Source organism: Allorhizobium pseudoryzae, from assembly GCF_011046245.1.
In the GTDB taxonomy this organism is placed as follows: domain Bacteria; phylum Pseudomonadota; class Alphaproteobacteria; order Rhizobiales; family Rhizobiaceae; genus Neorhizobium; species Neorhizobium pseudoryzae.
The window spans coordinates 444,170-461,710 of record NZ_CP049244.1 but is presented as its reverse complement, the minus strand read 5'-3'; the positions used below and the strand labels follow the sequence as shown (position 1 = coordinate 461,710).

14 protein-coding genes and 1 pseudogene are annotated in these 17,541 nt (G+C 60.7%); 6 read left to right on the top strand and 9 right to left on the bottom strand.

All coding sequences use genetic code 11. The annotated features are described in order from the left end of the window. Window positions 1-105 precede the first annotated feature (105 nt). From G6N78_RS21060 to argE, 4 genes are all read right to left on the bottom strand, one after another. A complete protein-coding gene (locus G6N78_RS21060) occupies window positions 106-1,563 on the bottom strand; it encodes an NAD-dependent succinate-semialdehyde dehydrogenase (protein ID WP_165223488.1) in 1,458 nt (485 codons plus the stop codon). Window positions 1,564-1,567: 4 nt separating this feature from the next. Beyond that, window positions 1,568-2,623, bottom strand: a complete 1,056-nt coding sequence (locus G6N78_RS21055; RefSeq protein ID WP_165223485.1) for a tartrate dehydrogenase — start codon at window positions 2,621-2,623, stop codon at window positions 1,568-1,570. Between the two features lie 22 nt (window positions 2,624-2,645). Beyond that, the gene (locus G6N78_RS21050) at window positions 2,646-2,999 is read right to left on the bottom strand and encodes a cupin domain-containing protein (RefSeq protein ID WP_165223482.1); all 354 of its coding nucleotides are present in this window, start codon (window positions 2,997-2,999) and stop codon (window positions 2,646-2,648) included. Window positions 3,000-3,074: 75 nt separating this feature from the next. Further along, complete coding sequence (gene argE / locus G6N78_RS21045) at window positions 3,075-4,199, bottom strand: acetylornithine deacetylase (protein ID WP_165223479.1); 1,125 nt, start codon at window positions 4,197-4,199, stop codon at window positions 3,075-3,077. A 233-nt stretch (window positions 4,200-4,432) separates the two neighbouring features. Between argE and G6N78_RS21040 the strand changes: the two genes are divergently transcribed. From G6N78_RS21040 to G6N78_RS21025, 4 genes are all read left to right on the top strand, one after another. Beyond that, window positions 4,433-5,323, top strand: a complete 891-nt coding sequence (locus G6N78_RS21040; RefSeq protein WP_165223476.1) for a GNAT family N-acetyltransferase — start codon at window positions 4,433-4,435, stop codon at window positions 5,321-5,323. Between the two features lie 112 nt (window positions 5,324-5,435). Beyond that, a complete protein-coding gene (locus G6N78_RS21035) occupies window positions 5,436-6,860 on the top strand; it encodes an aldehyde dehydrogenase family protein (RefSeq protein WP_165223473.1) in 1,425 nt (474 codons plus the stop codon). Window positions 6,861-6,954: 94 nt separating this feature from the next. Beyond that, window positions 6,955-8,088 (top strand): alanine racemase, encoded by a 1,134-nt coding sequence (locus G6N78_RS21030; protein WP_206531681.1) that lies wholly within the window; start codon window positions 6,955-6,957, stop codon window positions 8,086-8,088. Then, the gene (locus G6N78_RS21025) at window positions 8,088-8,492 is read left to right on the top strand and encodes a RidA family protein (RefSeq protein WP_165223469.1); all 405 of its coding nucleotides are present in this window, start codon (window positions 8,088-8,090) and stop codon (window positions 8,490-8,492) included. The genes G6N78_RS21030 and G6N78_RS21025 overlap by 1 nt, the downstream gene beginning before the upstream one ends. A 102-nt stretch (window positions 8,493-8,594) precedes the next feature. On the opposite strand, the gene G6N78_RS21020 is transcribed toward G6N78_RS21025, so the two are convergent. The 3 genes from G6N78_RS21020 to G6N78_RS21010 form a co-directional block, all read right to left on the bottom strand. Further along, the gene (locus G6N78_RS21020) at window positions 8,595-9,518 is read right to left on the bottom strand and encodes a 2-hydroxyacid dehydrogenase (RefSeq protein ID WP_165223467.1); all 924 of its coding nucleotides are present in this window, start codon (window positions 9,516-9,518) and stop codon (window positions 8,595-8,597) included. A 253-nt stretch (window positions 9,519-9,771) separates the two neighbouring features. Further along, complete coding sequence (locus G6N78_RS21015) at window positions 9,772-10,740, bottom strand: threonine/serine dehydratase family protein (protein WP_165223465.1); 969 nt, start codon at window positions 10,738-10,740, stop codon at window positions 9,772-9,774. A gap of 5 nt (window positions 10,741-10,745) precedes the next feature. After that, entirely contained in the window at window positions 10,746-11,738 is a 993-nt protein-coding gene (locus G6N78_RS21010) for an ornithine cyclodeaminase family protein (RefSeq protein WP_165223463.1), read from the bottom strand. 339 nt (window positions 11,739-12,077) lie between these two features. Here G6N78_RS21010 and G6N78_RS26115 point away from each other — a divergent pair. Then, a pseudogene (locus tag G6N78_RS26115) lies at window positions 12,078-12,595 on the top strand (ISL3 family transposase); the annotation flags it as partial. A 260-nt stretch (window positions 12,596-12,855) separates the two neighbouring features. On the opposite strand, the gene rhtA reads toward G6N78_RS26115, so the two are convergent. After that, the gene (rhtA, locus tag G6N78_RS21005; protein ID WP_165223461.1) at window positions 12,856-15,159 is read right to left on the bottom strand and encodes a TonB-dependent siderophore receptor RhtA; all 2,304 of its coding nucleotides are present in this window, start codon (window positions 15,157-15,159) and stop codon (window positions 12,856-12,858) included. Between the two features lie 124 nt (window positions 15,160-15,283). On the opposite strand from rhtA, the gene G6N78_RS21000 reads away from it, so the two are divergent. Beyond that, the gene (locus G6N78_RS21000) at window positions 15,284-16,273 is read left to right on the top strand and encodes an AraC family transcriptional regulator (protein ID WP_234906071.1); all 990 of its coding nucleotides are present in this window, start codon (window positions 15,284-15,286) and stop codon (window positions 16,271-16,273) included. On the opposite strand, the gene G6N78_RS20995 is transcribed toward G6N78_RS21000, so the two are convergent. Continuing rightward, window positions 16,245-17,450 carry a RhtX/FptX family siderophore transporter gene (locus G6N78_RS20995; protein WP_234906070.1) on the bottom strand — a complete coding sequence of 402 codons (1,206 nt, stop codon included), beginning with the start codon at window positions 17,448-17,450 and terminating at the stop codon, window positions 16,245-16,247. The two genes, G6N78_RS21000 and G6N78_RS20995, sit on opposite strands and share 29 nt — an antisense overlap. Window positions 17,451-17,541: the final 91 nt, after the last annotated feature.

Here is a 17,541-nt window from a genome sequence, read left to right as displayed (position 1 = left end):
CCCGGCTCAAACTTGAGGCGCCGATTGCAAGCAATCCGCGCCTTCGTTTTATTCCTGATTGTCAATGAGGAAAACGGGCGATCTTTCGGCCGCCTTTCCCGGTCGTCAGGCCAGCCCACCCATGTGGAAGCTCTTTGTTTCCAGATATTCCTCAATCCCCATCTGCGCGCCCTCGCGGCCGAGGCCGGATTGCTTGACGCCGCCGAAGGGGGAGACTTCCATGGAGATTAAACCTGTGTTGAGCGCCACCATGCCGAATTCCAGCGCCTCGCCGACGCGCCAGGCGCGTTTCATGTTTTCGGTGTAGAAATAGGACGCGAGCCCGAAGGGCGTGCCATTGGCAATCGCGATGGCCTCTTCCTCCGTCTCGAAGCGGAAGAGCGGGGCGACGGGGCCGAAGGTTTCTTCCGTGGCGAGCTGCATGTCGATGGTCGCGCCCGTCAGCACCAGCGGCGCAGTATACTGCGCGCCTTTCGGCATGACGGGCGTGTCGGTGATGATCTTCGCTCCCTTGGAAAGGGCATCGGCCACATGGCGTTCGATCTTGTCGATGGCGGTGGCGTTGATCATCGGGCCGATGGAAACGCCGGCTTGCGTGCCCGGACCGACCTTCATGGTATCGACGCGGGCCTTGAGCTTGGCAGCGAAGGCGTCGTAGATGCCCGATTGCACGAGGATGCGGTTGGCGCAGACGCAGGTCTGGCCGCCATTGCGAAACTTGGAGGCAAGCGCGCCTTCGACGGCGAGATCGAGATCGGCGTCGTCGAACACGATGAACGGCGCATTGCCGCCAAGCTCCAGGCTCAGCCGCTTGACGCTCTCGGCAGCCCCGCGCATCAGCAACGAGCCGACGCGGGTCGAGCCGGTGAAGGAGATCTTGCGCACGGTCTCATTGGCCATCAGCTCGTTGCCGATCTCGGTCGGCATGCCGGTGACGATGTTGATAACCCCCGCCGGAATGCCGGCGCGTTCGGCGAGTGCGCCCAGCGCCAGTGCCGAATAGGGGGTGAACTCGGACGGCTTTATGACGACCGTGCAGCCGGCAGCGAGCGCGGGCGCCACCTTGCGGGTGATCATCGCATTGGGGAAATTCCACGGCGTGATGATGCCGCAGACGCCCACCGGTTCCTTCATCACCAGAATGCGGCGGTCGCGCGAGGGCGCGGGGATCATCTGGCCATTAATGCGACGGGCTTCCTCGGCAAACCATTTGACGAAGGAGGCGCCATAGCGGATCTCGCCGCGCGCCTCGTCCAGCGGCTTGCCCTGCTCCAAGGTCAGGATCAGCGCCAGATCATCGACATTCTCGATCATCAGATCGAACCATTTTTCGATGATCACGGCCCGCTCGGCATTGGTCTTCGTCTTCCAGAGCCTGAAGGCCGCTTCGGCCGCGACGACAGCGGCGCGGGTCTCTTCACCGCCCATGTCCGGAATGGTGCCGATGGCGTCTTGGGTGGCTGGGTCGATCACATCGACGGTCTTGCCCGAGCGGGCGGCGATCCATTCGCCATTGATGAGACCGGCCTGGCGCAGCAGGCTCTTGTCCTTGAGGTTCAGCATGGATTTAGTCCTTCGAAGAGGTAAGGGCGGCAATGACCGCAGCGGTGATTGCATCGGTGGAATCCTTGCCCGGAACGGTGCCGATCCCTATTGCCGTGACGCTCGACAACGCAGCCATCACGCGCGCTGCGGCGTCCTTTTCGCCGAGATGATCCAGCATCATCGCGCCAGACCAGATGGTGGCCATTGGATTGGCGATGCCCTTGCCGGCAATATCCGGGGCCGAACCGTGGACGGGTTCGAACATGGAGGGTGCGGAGCGGCCCGGGTTGATGTTGGCAGACGCCGCAAAGCCGAGGCCGCCCTGGATGGCAGCGCCGATGTCTGTCAGAATGTCGCCGAAGAGATTGGAGGCGACGACGACATCGAGGCTTTCCGGGGCCATGATCATGCGGGCGGAGATCGCATCGACATGATAGCTCGTTACTTCGACATCCGGGTAGTCGGCAGCGACTTTCCGGGTGATCTCGTCCCAGAACACCATGGAATGTTTCTGCGCATTGGATTTGGTCACCGAGGCGAGCTTGCCGCGGCGCGCGCGGGCCTGCTCGAAGCCAAAGCGAAGAATGCGTTCGACAGCAGTGCGAGTGAAGATCGCGGTTTCCACCGCCACTTCATCTTCCGTCCCCTGGTGTACGCGGCCGCCAGCCCCTGAGTATTCACCTTCGGTATTCTCGCGGATGCAGAGAATGTCGAAGCCTTCGGCCTTCAGCGGCCCCTCGACCCCCGGCAGCAGCCGGTGTGGGCGGATATTGGCATATTGCACGAAGGCCTTGCGGATCGGCAGGAGTAGGCCGTGCAGCGACACCGAATCTGGAACTTCCGCCGGCCAGCCGACCGCGCCGAGTAGAATAGCATCGAAACCGCGGAGCGTCTCGATGCCGTCTTCCGGCATCATACGGCCAGTTTGCTTGTAGAAGGCGCAGGACCACGGGAATTCGGTGCCTTCCAGTGCAAAGCCGGAGGTATTCGCCACAGTTTGCAGGACGGCCCAGGCAGCATTTGTGACATCGCGTCCAATACCGTCACCGGGGATCAATGCTATCTTATGCGTGTTCACGATGCTTCCTCCTTCGGTCCCGTCAGTTGACGACGACATAAATTTTCCGGACGGTTTCGATCGTCTTCCAGACGCCAGTGAAGCCGGGCTTCATCACAAAGCTGTCGCCGGCCTTGTACACGATCGGCTGGCCGCCATCGGGCGTGATTTCGACAACGCCGGAGAGAATGTGGCAGAATTCGAAGACTTCGCCCTTGATGGACTTCGTTTCGCCGGGTGTTGCTTCCCAGACGCCGGAAAGCACCTTGCCGTCCTTCGCCTCATCCATCGCCCAGGTCCTGAAGGCAGGCGAGCCAGTGATCAGCCGCTCAGGCAACGGGCCGGATTCGCGGGGCGTAAAGGTCGGGTTCGGGTCGAGGGTCTTGAGGAGGGACATGTCATTCCTTTCGAGGGTCGGTTTGTGGGATGAGTTGAGGCTGGTCGGTAGCCCGACAGCCTGTGAGATGATCCTTCACGTGGTGCAGCGATCGCCAAGCGCTTCGATGAAGCGCTGGCAGGCAGCAAGCTCGCTTGTCAGAATGAATTCGTCCGGCTTGTGGGCTCTGTCGATATCGCCTGGGCCGCAGATAATCGCATCGACACCCGCCGCCTGGTAGAGCCCGGCCTCGGTGCCGTAGCTAACTGCACTAATCGGTGTCTGGCCGGTCAAGTCTTCCACGAGCTCAGCCAGCGGTCTCTTGGGAGACAGAGCAAGCGCCGGATAGGCGCTGACATCTTCCCATTCCACCTCAAACCCCGCCGTGCGGAGCGCTTCGGCCTTCTCCCGAACAGACGCAAGCAGACCGTTCGGGCGCACGCCGGAAATGGCCCGGGCCTCCAACTCCAGCGCGCAGAGATCGGGGATGATGTTGATGGCCTTGCCGCCGGCAATCGTTCCGACCTGGAGCGAGGAATAGGCGGGCTCAAAGGCTGCGTCGAAGGGACCTTCAGTCAGCTTCTGCGCCTGCTCGATAGCCGCATTGAGCACGCTCGCGATGGCATGAACGGCGTTGAGCCCGAGGTCGGGGCGCGACGAGTGGCCGGCACGACCGCGCACGGTGACGCGGGCAGCGGCCTTGCCTTTGTGGGCGAGCACGGCGCGCATATTGCTCGGTTCGCCGATGATTGCACCAAGTGGCGGCGCGCACAGCTTGGGCAGCCGTGCAATCAGATGCGGCACGCCGCGGCAACCGGCCTCCTCGTCATAGGAGAAGGCGAGATGGATTGGTCGCTTAAGCCGGGCCTTTACCAATTGCGGCACGGCGGCCAGCGTTGCGGCGAGACAGCCCTTCATGTCGGTCGTGCCGCGCCCGAAGAGCTTTTCGCCATTGCGGCGGAGCCGAAAGGGGGCCGACGTCCATTCGCTCGCCTCGGCCTGCACGACATCCATATGGCCGGAGACGAGATAACCGGGTACATTCGCCGGCCCGATCGTTGCGAAGAGGTTGCAGCGGTCGCCTTCCGGCCCTGCATACAAGGCCGCATCGATGTCATGGGCGCTCAGGTAATGACGGATCCAGCCGACAATTTCGCCGTTCGGCGTGCCGACGACGGATGGGAAAGACACCAGCTTTTCCAGAATTTCGGTCGCGTTCATGTATTCCCCGATGCGGCTTTGGCACGTCTGTGACATGCTTCGGCGGTGCTTCAGGATGGCGCTTTTCGACAGGATTCCATGCGGAACCTGCATGCGTTTCGGTCGAATGTTGCGCGTCGACGGAATTTTCGAGCAAATTGTGCGGTGAGGGGACTTTATGATGCATGTGCTGCCGCGCATCGCTGTGGCAGCCTGATCGTGAACAGTTCAAGAATGGATCGGTGGTCGAAACCATGATGCCAAGCGAGAAACTTCAGATCGATGCCTTCGCCATGGAGATCGGCGATGTGGCTGATGCCGATCTTGGGCAGCTGCACGCCCTGTCTATTTCCGTTGGCTGGCCGCATCGGGCCGAGGACTGGCAATTCCTGCGCGAGGTCGGCAAGGGCGTGGTGGCGACCGATGAGATCGGCCGCATCATGAGTTCGGCCATGTGGTTCAGCCAATCGCCGGAGCTCGCGACCATCGGCATGGTCATCACCTCGCCGCGCCTGCAAACGCAAGGAACCGGCCTCTGGCTGATGGAATATGCGCTGAAGGATCTGGCCGGCGTTAATCTCCGCCTCAACGCGACGCGGGCCGCCCAGCGCCTCTATCTGTCGCTCGGCTTCAAGCCGGAAAAGAAAGTGTATCAGTGTCAGGGCGTCGCGACGCATCCGCCGGCCGATCTGACTGTCTCCGGCGAACTTCGCCCGTTGACGGATGCCGACGTGGACGCGGCGGCGCGACTGGACGCGGGCGCTTTCGGGGTGGCGCGGACGGAGCTGATGGCCAAGCTTTTCCAGCACTCTCGCGGTTACGGTCTCTTCCGCGACGGGCGCCTCGTCGCCTTCGCCCTGTGTCGCCGCTTTGGGCGCGGCCATGTCGTCGGTCCCATCGTGGCCTCGAATGATGAGGACGCGATGGCCGTCGTGGCGCCGCATATCCGCGATCATGAGGGACGGTTCCTGCGTCTCGACACACATTTCGAGACGGGCGATTTTGCACTTCTCGTCGTACGCAGCGGTCTTGCCGTGTTCGATACAGTCCTGACAATGTCGCTCGGAAAGTCGCTCGCCGATTTTGCGTCCGGCGAGGCCGATGCACCCATCACCTATTCGCTGGTCAGCCAGACGCTCGGCTAAATCATATTGCCATTTCTTTTTCCGAGCGCGCTGAACCGAGCTCGCACTCACCCCTCCGCACTTTCAGGTGTCGCGCTTGAATGGCCACCGTCTTATACGCAAGGACATCTCCATGATCGAACGAGAAAACAGCTTCTACATCGACGGACAGTGGCAGTATTTTTCCGATGTCGATCGGCTCCCAGTAATCGATCCGGCGTCGGAAATGGTGACGGGCCATGTTGCTGGTGGCAACGCTCGCCATGTGGATTTGGCCGTTGCCGCCGCCCGCAAGGCGTTTCCGGCCTTCTCGCAAATGCCTGTCCCGGAGAGGCTCGCTCTGCTCGGCAGGATGCACGCGCTGCTCAATGAGCGCGCCGAGGTCTTTGCGGAGGCCGTTGTCTCGGAAATGGGCGCCGCAATCAGCTTTGCCCGCGCCACGCAGGTGCCGTTTGCCGCCGAGCATATCCGGGTGCAGATGGAGGTGCTGGAAAAATACCGGTTCGTGACCGTGGACGGGAACCGTGCCACGGCCAAGGAAGCCATCGGCGTCTGCGCCCTGATCACCCCCTGGAACTGGCCGCTCTACCAGATCACCGCGAAAGTGGCGCCTGCCATTGCCGCCGGCTGCACCATCGTGCTGAAGCCAAGCGAATTGTCGCCGTACAGCGCGCTCCTCTTCGCGCAGCTGATGCATGATGCTGGCACGCCGCCGGGCGTGTTCAATCTCGTCAACGGCACCGGCGAAAGCGTCGGTGCGGCTCTGTCGTGTCATCCGGAAGTCGATATGATCTCGATCACGGGCTCCACCCGCGCCGGTGTCCTGGTGGCGCAGGCCGCTGCTCCGACCGTAAAGCGCGTCGTGCAGGAACTCGGCGGCAAGTCGCCGAATATTCTTCTCGACGACGCACATTTCGAAGAGGCGGTGCCAAAGGGCGTGCTGGCGGGCATGCGCAATGTCGGTCAGTCGTGCAGCGCGCCGACGCGGATGCTGGTTCCTGCTCACCGGCTTGCGGAAGTCGAGATGCTGGCGGCAAAGGCCGCGCAGGCGCTCGTCGTCGGCGATCCGCTCGATCCGCAGACCAGCATGGGGCCCATCGCTAATCGCGCCCAGTTCGAGCGCGTGCAGACGATGATCCGGGCCGGCATCGATGATGGCGGGAAACTAATTGTCGGTGGCCTTGGTCGCCCGAACGGGCTGAACCACGGCTATTACACGCAACCGACGATCTTCTCCGAAGTAACACCCGACATGCGCATCGCGCGGGAGGAAATCTTCGGGCCAGTGCTCTCCATCATGCCCTACCGGGATGAGGAAGAGGCGATTGTCATTGCCAACGACACGGAATACGGGCTCGGCGCCCATGTGCAGTCCTCTGATCGCGAGCGGGCGCGCAAGGTCGCGGCGCGCATCCGGGCGGGCCAGGTTCACATCAATTATCCGGCTTGGGACGGCGCGGCCGCCTTCGGCGGCTACAAGCGGTCAGGCAACGGGCGCGAATATGGGGTCTATGGGCTTGAGGAATATCTCGAGACGAAATCCATTCTCGGCTACTGACGCCCTCACCACTGTACAGAAACAAGATCAAACCTAAGCAAAGTTGGAACCGATGGAACAGTCAGTGGTCGATATGACCTGCACGGAAAACGCAATGACGCTCGAATCGCTGGAAACGCCCTGTCTGGTGCTGGACGCCGAGCGGATGGAGCGGAATATTTCGCGGCTGAGAACCCGACTGGACGGTCTCGGCGTTTCGCTTCGCCCCCATCTGAAGACGGCCAAGTCTGTGGAAGTCGCCCGCCGGGTCATGACGACGCCGCAGGGACCGGCGACCGTCTCCACGCTCAAGGAAGCCGAGCAGTTTGCCGCCGCCGGGGTCCGCGATATGATCTACGCGGTCGGGATCACGCCCGCCAAGCTGGCGCGCGTTCTGGAGTTGCGGGCGAGGGGGGTTGACCTCGTGGTCGTTCTGGACAACGTGGATCAGGCCCGTGCGGTTGTGGAAGCGTCGGTGAATTCCGGGACGCGGATCCCGGCCATGATCGAGATCGACTGCGACGGCCACCGCTCGGGCGTTGCGCCGACCAATCAAATCTTGCTTCTGGAAATTGGGCAGAGCCTGGCGGCGGGCGCGGAACTGCGCGGCGTGCTGACCCATGCGGGCGACAGCTACAAGGGCGGCGGACCGGAAGCGCAAGAGCGGTTCGCGGAAGCCGAGCGCGCGGCCGTTGTCGAGGCAGCACAGTTCCTGCGCGCCTCCGGCCTGCCTTGCCCGGTCGTCAGCGTCGGCTCGACACCGACCGCGCATCACGCGTTGGATTTATCGGGTGTTACGGAAGTCCGCGCCGGCGTCTTCGTCTTCTTCGATCTCTTCATGACCGGTGTCGGCATCTGCCAAGTCGACGAAATTGCGATGAGCGTCATGGCGACAGTCATAGGCCATCAGCACGAGAAGGGATGGATCATCACCGATGGCGGATGGATGTCGCTGTCGCGCGACCGTGGCACAGCCAAACAGGCGGTTGATCAGGGTTACGGTCTGGTCTGCGACATCGAAGGCAAGCTCTACCGCGATATCATCGTGGCGGATGCGAATCAGGAACATGGCATCATCGCCGTGCGGCCCGGTTCCGATGCTCTACTGCCAGACCTCGCGGTCGGCGACCGCGTGCGCATCCTGCCGAACCATGCCTGTGCGACGGGCGCCCAACACGATGCCTATCATGTCGTGCGCGGAACATCGCACGCCGTCGACGCCCGCTGGTCGCGCTTCGGAGGCTGGTGATGTCCGGATTTATCAACGTCAATACCGATCATGCGCCGGCTCCGGCAGGCCATTATGTGCAGGCAAAGATCGCCGGTCAGCACGTTTACATTTCCGGCCAACTCCCCATCCGGCCGGATGGTGCGCCGCTCGACACCGACGCCTTCGAGACGCAGGCCGAGCAGGCGATCGACAATATGCTGGCGATCCTGAAGGCCGCCGGCGGCACGCCTGCCGACCTCGTTCGGGTGACCGCCTATATCGTGGGCGTGAGCAACTGGCCGCGCTTCAATCAGATCTATGCGCGAAAGCTGGGGGATGCGAGACCGGCGCGTACTGTCGTACCAGTGCCAGAACTCCACTATGGATATCTGGTGGAAATTGATGCCATCGCCGTGACGGGGACCTCTTCTCCCGAAACGTGAAGCGTTGGGAGGGGCACTGTATCATCAACGGTCAGGCGTAAAGACAGGTGCCCAGCCGTTTGGCCCCTACCGCTTGCGGGCGTCTCTGCATTAACCTGAATGTCAATAACCGCGTGTTCGGTCGACGAGGCCGATGAGATCGCTACCGGCAAGATGGCGCCGGATATTGTCGATAACGGCGCTTGCCGCGCTCACCGGCTGAGTGACGCTGGCGACATGCGGTGTCATGATAATCTTCGGATGCATCCAGAATGGATGATCTTCAGGCAGAGGCTCCGGGTCGGTAACGTCGATGATTGCCGCGTTCAGGTGATCGCTATCCAGCGCCGCAAGCATCGCCATTTGATCGAGCTGCGGACCGCGACCGACATGGATCAGCGCAGCTCCCTTAGGCAGTCTGGAAAAGAGAGCCGAATTCAAGATGCCGTGGGTTTGTGCTGTCAGGGGCAGAAGGCAGACGAGGATATCGGTCTGCGCCAGCATTGTCTCGAGCCCGTCTGCACCATGATGGCAGGTCACCCCGTCAAGAGATCGCGGACTGCGGCTCCACGCTGCCAGCGGAAAGTCGAGCGGTTTGAGGCGTTGGAGAACGGCCTGCGACAGCATGCCAAGACCGAGGATGCCGACGCGCCGTTCTGCTGTCTGCCTCTGCGGGAGCGGTGCCCAGCGCCTGTTCCGCTGGTGGTCGAGATAGGCGGGCAGGTTGCGATGGAGCGCCAGCGTCGCCAGCAGCACATATTCCTGCATCATCCGAACGATGCCATCCTCGACCATCCGCACGAGCTTCACATGATGGGGGATGAACGCAAGATCGAACTGATCAACACCCGCCCCGATCGAGAAGATGATCTCAAGATTGTGATATCGAGAGAGATCGGTCGGTGCTTTCCAGGTGATGAGATACCGCACCGCATCCGGATCCACGCTTGCGGCATCCATGCAGAACGGAATGTCAGGCAATGCAGCGGCAAAGGCGTCGGCAAAAACTGAACCGCGGCTGGCGTCGGAGTTAAACAAAAAGGTCAAACCGCGCGCTCCTTCAGGCTGAAGATCATCTGCTGGCACCAGACAGAAGCGCCACTGCGATCTTCTTCTTCGGCAATGTCTCTAGGAAGTAAAATGGCGGATTCTTGCGGGATTGCATGCCGAAGCCGCGTTCATTTCGATGGAAAATTGCAAGGATAGCGGAGAGATATCGAGCAAATTCTGCGGCACGTGATGCCACGGAGGCGCTAACCATTTCATGGTGTTTGCCGACGCTTCGCGAGCCGGCAAACGTTCAGCCGTCGGCGTAGATCGCCGCGAGATCGCTCAAGTCCCAGTTTCCGCCCGACAGGACGGCACAGACCTTTTCGTTCGGCTTCAGGCCAACAGACCCGGCCAGCAAGGCGCCGATCGTAATTGCGGCGGCTGGTTCAGCGATAAGTTTTGCATCCTTTGCCAGAACACGCATACCCTCAATGATGTGCTGATCCTCGACCAGTATGATTTCATCGACATATTTCTCGATGATAGGGAAGGGGTTCTTGGCCGGTACGCTGAGCCGCAGACCGTCTGCAATTGTGTTGAGTAAGGGAAGAGAGGTTCGCTCCTTGTTGATCCGGCTTTGGTGGTATTTCGGGGTCAGCGCAGGCTCTGCACCAATGACGCGGACCGACGGTTTTGTCTCCTTGATGGCAGTGGCAATGCCGGAAATCAGGCCACCGCCGCCCATGGGAACGATGACCGTATCCACATCCGCAAGATCGTCGAGAATTTCGCAACCAATCGTTCCCTGTCCCGCCATGACGATCGGGTCCTCGAAGGCGTGGATGGGCACGTAGTCGTTTTCAGCGGCGATCTCGTAAACGTGCTTCCAACGGGCTGCATTGTCGCCGTCGAAGAGAACGACTTCTGCTCCCAGCGCCTTCGTGTTCTCGATCTTTATCTTGGGCGAGGTTGTTGGCAGCACCAATATCGCTTTCACGCCCAGCATTTTGGCGGCATAGGCCAATCCCTGCGCATGATTGCCCGATGAGGTGGCGATGATACCGTTGGCAATATCGTCACGGGAAAGCGAAAGAGCCTTGTTGAGCGCGCCGCGTATTTTGAAGGCGCCGGTAACCTGCAAGATCTCTGGCTTGAGGTAGAGTTCGCAACCCACGGACTTTTCGATCTTGTCCGCGCGCAGAAGTGGCGTGTGCCGTATATGGGGTTTCAGACGCGCGCGCGCGTCAAGTATGTCCTGTATCGTGGGGAAAGTTCTCATGATCGTCACTCAATGAAAGAGAAGAATGTGCCGACATTTTCGGCGAGAGCGTTCTGATAGATGGAACCGGCCGTGGTGTTATCCTGTATGGCCATGCCGGTTGAATCGAAGATCGTTATTTCGTCATCGCTTGTTCGACCGGGCTTCGTGCCCAGCAGAACCTGCCCGATTTCAGCGTGAATGGATTCCATGGAGATGATTCTATTGGCGAGCGGGTGATAGGTTTCACCCTTCTGCGTGCACTGAGAGATCGAATCGACCACGATTTTCGCGTTTCTGAACAGTTCGGGGTCAAGCTCCTGCTTGCCGCGCTGGTCCGTCCCGATGGCGACAATATGGGTGCCGGGCTTGACCCAGTCTGCCTGCACCAGATCGCCCTTGCCGCGGGTCGTTGTGATGAGGATATCTGCTTTTTCGACAGCGTCTTTTTTCGACGCCGCAATCCTGACCGATATATCGAATTCGCGTTCGATGTCTTTCTGGAAGGCGGACAGGGTTTCCGGCGTGCGGCTCCAGGCGTGAATTTCTTCGATCTGCATGACCTGGCTGATCGCCCGGATCTGCATTCGCGCCTGATTGCCGGTGCCGATTGCCGTAATGGCCCGGGCGTTTTTCCGCGCAAGCGCCTTAACGGAGACAGCACCGGAGGCGCCGGTTCGCAGACCGGTAATTAGGCTTCCGTCTATGATACAGGCCAGCGCGCCGCTTCTGGCGTCGAAAAGGAGGATCGTTCCCATGCTGTTGGGGACGTCGTAGGCCTGGGGGTTGTGCTTGAAGCCCCCGGAATGCGCCTTCATCGAGATCAGTTCCGTCTGCTTGTGATAGCCCAGCTTGAAATCGATCTCTCCGCGCCCCTCCGGCAGGTGGATGCTGAGATAGTCGGGTTGCTCCACCTGATTGCTGCTATACGCCTTGTAGGCATCTTCCACAGCGCCGATGACCTGCCGCATGTCGACGAGATGCGTGACTTGGTCCCTGTTAAGCAGAAGCGTTTGCATCGCTGACCTCGGTTCGCTTGGAGTTATCGGCAGACTCAACCGACTGCTTCGTAAGAAGACCGTGCCCCGCTTCTTCGGTCATTTTTCACCGCGCGAGCATCTGCAAACGCAGATCATTGCGAATTTAATCCGGGCTTTGGTAGTAAATTTTGGCCTCCAACTGTCGGCTCCCAAACGCCTTATCGGCGTCTTCACCGCCAGCGATCCTATCCCGCTCAGGCAAACCTTGGAGCCATCGAAGAAGCCTGATTGGTAAAACGCCAGGGATCGGCGCAAGGCGTGTCGTTCGCCACCCTCAGAGGCCTAGATATTGCCAATGGAAGGGTGACAGGTGTCTGGGAAAACGCCAGTCGGGCATTCCTTGAGGCCGACCGCAAATCTATGCGACAGATCAGAACGGCGACTGGGATCGCAACGATCAATCCGGACCTGTTGACGGCCGCTGAGCGGATCCAAATATCAGGGATATCTGCATCGAGGAAATACGAACGCCGCGATTCTGGACTTGGCCAAGTCCGGTGTTGCAACCAAAAAATCATTCGTCGCACCGGGCACAGTCGTGGGTCGTCAGGCGGGTGCTGCGCGGTCAGAGATCCGACGTGATCCGCGTGCGGGAGAACTCCCTTGAAGTTTTTCTGCCATGGCTCGGTGCACAGTGGAGTGCCGGTCACCGCAATGGCACACACTTGTGGCGAGAGCCGACGCGCCACGGGTTCCGTGGCTGCCTTCGCGTCGTAACCGAATGAGCGACGCCTCGGAGAAAGCCGGAAAAGATGGATTTCGAGGCGTTGACCCGTACGCCCTTGGCACGGACTGTCGCACGCCTCATGACCACCAGTCGCGACGATCTCTCCAGGCCCATCGGGAAGGATGTTCGGCTTCATGCTCCGTCACGATCCGAACGGCGCGTGCACGGACCTCAGCGGAAACTTGTTCGTCGTCTTGCTTGTTATAACCCTACTTCTAACGCGCCGGGTCTCCGGCAAACACGGCACGGCTCAAGTGAGGACTTTGGGAAGTTATAAAGGCGTCCCCAAATCTGGGGCTACTCAGCTGTGCTCGGCCTCGGCTGCCACCGAGATGGCGCAGAACCTCTTCCACGCCATCTCGTGTTTGGTCAGAAGACCTTGGTAATGGAAATTGCGAAGGTGCGACCACGACCGTGATAATCGAAGACCGACTCGTCGACCAATCCGCCGTAGAGCGCCTTCGCACGAGAGCCCCAGACCGTGGTGTAATCCGTATCGAACAGGTTCTGAATGCCGAAATTGATCGTCGTGGCCTGTTCGGCGAACGTATAGCGACCGCCGAGATTGAAGAGATTGTAGCCTTCGATCTCGTAACCGGCGTCATCCTCAAGACTGAAGACATGCTCGGCGGTCAGTCGGATGGAAAAAGCTTCGTTGCCCCAGCCGATGTGGCCGCCGGCCTTTGACGTGCTCGCCGTGCCGACCGATTCCTGGTACCAGCCATTGGCGCCCTTCTTTTCCGACTTTACCCAGTGACCGAGCAGACCGACATCGAAACCGTTGTCGAATTTGTAACCAGCCTCTGCCTCGATACCGTAGACCCGACGCTTCTCGTCGTTCATCCCGATGGTCAGCGTCGTGCGATTGAGGCTGATCGAGCGGTCGGAGGTCGAGTAATAGGCAGCTGTCGTGACATTGAGGCTGCCGTCGTCATGACGGAATCCGACTTCGAAACTGTCGGTCTTGATCGCTTCGAGTGCCGAGGTGGAGACGTTGACGCTGTTTTTCAGGACGTAGTGCCCATTGGACAGTTTGTAAGTGCCGACCCCATAATACTTAGCCGGATCCGGCAGTTCGAAACCTTGCGAGAAGTTCGCATAGATCTGCTGGTCTGGCGTGACGTCATAGGTCGCGCCGGCATTTACCAGCAGCGCGTCGTAGTTGACATCGCCGCCGGGGATGGCATCGGCCGAGGTCGCCGCACGATTGAGGATCGCCACCTGCTGGGCTGCGCCAACGAAATCGCCAACTTCCGTCTTGGCAAACTGGTAGCGCAAGCCGCCGCTGACAGTCAGCCGGTCAGTTGCCTCCCAGGAGGCCTCGGTAAAGCCCGCAATCGTTGAAACGTCGATATCCGGATAGAGGCCAGTGATGCCAATCGTGTCGAAATCCAGACCGCCGGACATAACAGCCGTAGTCAGATTGAAAATCGATTGGTCAGCCGAGAGACTGTCACGATCGGCATCGACGCCGTATGTCAGGGTCACCGTGTCTGTGAGTTCCGACACGATGGCAGCCTTGAAGCTGTAGTATTCGGTCTTCTGCTGGCTGGCGCCGAAATACGTGCCGGCAGCGGTGCCGGTCGAGGGGAAGGGATTGAAGACAATATCCTCGCTACGCGCGGCTCCCTGCAACAGCAATTGCTGACCAAAGAAATCCGCATCGGTATAGCTCAGCGTCAGCATTTTGCGGCGGGTTTGAGGCTCGACATCCGATGAGTAGCCGGAGCGGGCTTCAAACAGCCTCGGATTGGTGAGACCGGAGAGAAACGGTCCATAATAGAGGCCGTAATCGCTGTCCTGAGCACTGTCGAAATACTGCATCGTCGCGTCGAGGCGGCGATCTTCGTCGATCTGCACCCCGACTGAGCCCATCACGTCGATGCGCTTGTTGAAAGCGGTCGAGGATTGGGTGATGTCGGGCGTAACCATCTCGCCAGAGCCATCGTAGTAGGCCCCGGTTCTGTTGCCGGAGACCGACAGGCGTGCGTCCCAGTTGGCGCTGTTATAGGTGACGGCGCCAGCCGCGTTGCGGTCGAGATCCTGGCTCCCCTGGAAGCCGCCGACGATGCCGACCTGGGTTTCGGCATGCAGGCCATCGCCCGCGTCCCGGCCCTTCTTGGTGATGATATTAATGATCCCGCCGGTGGCATTGCCGCCATAAAGTGCGGTGGCGCCGGATAGCACCTCTACGCGGGCGATGTTGAATGGGTCGATCGAATCGAACTGGCGGCTGAGCCCACGGGCGGAATTGAGCGAGACGCCATCGATCAGCACAAGTGCCGTGCGACCGCGCAGGTTCTGGCCGTAACTGGTCCGGGAACCCTCGCTCGCTGCATCGAAGCTAGGCACTGTTTCGGCGAGGATCTGCTGCAGGCTCTTGCCCTGCAGCGCGGCGGCCTTGATCTGGGCTTCATCGACCACCTTGATGGTGCGCGCGATCTCGGAGATCTTTTCCGGGGCGCGGCTGCCGGTGAGGACGATGCGGTCAAGAACAGTTTCGCCGGATGGCTCGGTCGCCGTCACGGCATTTTCGCCGGCCGCATTCTGCGCAAGGCCTGCATTCGCGCCGGCCAGAAATGCAACGAACGCGAGTGCCGTCAACGATGTGCTCGAACGTGCCAAGGCCTGGGTCGCTGCCAGTTCACGCCTTTGTTCCCCACTGAATGTCATAGATCCCCTCATCACTCTCATTTTCACGACGCTCAAGACTTGAGCGACGCGAGATAAAACACTACTGCTTCTGTCATCTTTAAGACATGGCCGTGGGCCGCGCTTGGATGGAGGCGAACGCGGGTTGGACCAGCGCGAAGTTTCCGGAGGAAAGTTGACCGTTCGCATGAGCTTGTTTCGCCCCTTGAAGTTCGGTTCTGCAACACTGTCCGACACGGATGCCCGAGTGCTGTGCGGCAGCATCCTTATCGACATGACCGGAGGAGCCAGCATCAGCTTTGATGCGGAAGACCTGAGCGGACTCAATGGTCTGCACTGGCAAGGCCCGCTGCTATCCCTGGCGACCGTCTACTTCCCGAAGACACCGGTGAAGCTGACCTGTGAGGGAAGCCGGGACCGCGGGGTGCTGCTCCTGCGTTCGGTTGGCCAGCCCGTTGTGGTGGAACAGGCGCAGGTGTGGATCAAAGCGGAAAGCGGCGATGTGGTGTTTCTGCCGGCGCTGAGCGAATTGCGCGTCACCTTGGCAGACGGGGGGCGGCTGGACTGCGCGCATCTGCCCGAGCAGGCCATCGAGCGCCATCGCGCGACGATCGAGCCGCTAATGTTGAAGACAGTGTCCGCCGCCAGTTTGCCGCTGCACATGATGACCAGCTATGCCGGCTATCTGCTGCAAAGCGAGCAGCAGACGGCCGAAGATGTGGCCATGATGGTCAGCCATTTCTACGATTTCCTGCCGCTTCTCTCGCAAGCCTTGGGAGGTGGGGCCAAAGAGACAATCCCGGATAATCGGCTGGCCCGCATCCGCACGCTGATCGACGCACGCCTGGGCGATGGCGGCTTTTCGATCAATGACGTGGCCTTGGCCGAGGGGGTCACGCCTCGAGCAATCCAGAAACTGTTTTCGCGCGACGGGACGACCTTTTCCCGCCATGTGCTGGAGCGGCGGCTGGAGCGGGCAAAAACGTTGATGATGGCCTCGGGCGAGCGCCTGTCGATCGCCGACGTGGCCTATCAATGCGGCTTCAACGACCTGTCCTATTTCAACCGGTCGTTTCGGAGCCGCTACCAAATCCGGCCGTCGGATCTCAAGCGGCAGGTTCGGCCGGCTGCCTGAGCCGGCGCAGCATCGACAGCGACAGCGCGATGCCCAGGACAGAGATCACCGTTGCCAGCGAGAAGAGCCAAGCATAACCGACACGGTCGGCGATGATGCCGGCGAGTGACGTCCCGATAATGTAGACCACAAGTTCGGCGCAAGCGAGGAGCGTGAAATCGGTGCCTGGCTGGTCGTCGGAGGCGGATTTCATGAAGAAGGCATAGATCGCGACCAGTTCCATGTAGCGGATCAGTGTCTGAAAACCGGAGGCGGCGAGCGCCACGGCAATGCCGGGCGCCAAACCGAAGGCACTGAGGGAAAAGGCGAGGAAGCACAGGCTGCGCAAGCCACCGAGCAAAAGCAGCGTCGTGCCGAGACCGAGCCTTCGGATGATGATGGCCGCAAGCAGCGCGCCGGCGAGCCCCGCCGTCGCAGCCGCCGTGCCGGAGAGATAACCGATCCAGGCTGTCGGAACCTTGATGTCAACGAGATAGACGCCCTCCATGCCACGCACAAGGCCTTCGCTTGCGCGGTATGTGAGCGCAAAGCCGAGGATCAGCCAGGCATGAGGACGGCGGAAGAAGGCTGAGAGGCTGGGCTTCACCTGCGTGGGACCGGTTTTCGCAAGCTCACTGTCTTCCGCCATATAGAGCGTGGCGACAAGCGGCAGGAGCGACAGGACTGCCACGATGAGAATGGTCGGTGTCCAACCGATCTTTTGCACGAGCACCAGAACCAGCGTGCCGCCGATGATGACGCCGAGCGCGACAGCCCCTGCCTGAACAGCATTGCCAACGGCGCGCGTGCCTCCCTTGAGGTTGCGTACGGCGTACCCATCGGTGGCGATATCCTGCAACGACGACAGAAGCGTGATGAAGAGGCCGAGGCCGAAGAGCGGCAATGCCTGGGATGGATCGAGCAAGGCCATGGCAGCGATGGCCAGCGACACCAGCGCCTGGGTCGGCACGATCCAGCCCCGGCGATGGCCCAAGCGGGGCAAAAGCCGATGGCGATCGACGAACGGCGCAACGGCGAATTTCAGCACCAGCGGCAGCATCAGCAGCGAAAACAGGCCGATGGCCGTGCGCGATGCACCGGCCTCTCGCATCAACGGCGGAAGCGCCACGAGCAGCAGATAGGTCGGGATGCCCTGGGCGAGATAGAGACCGGCCAGCACAGCATAAAGCCGGGGCATGCCGCCATGTCGTGCGGATCCTGCCGTTCCGGCAGGTGCGTCGTGATCTATAGTCGATGGGACGGGCAGTGACATTGGTTGTTCCGGCTGC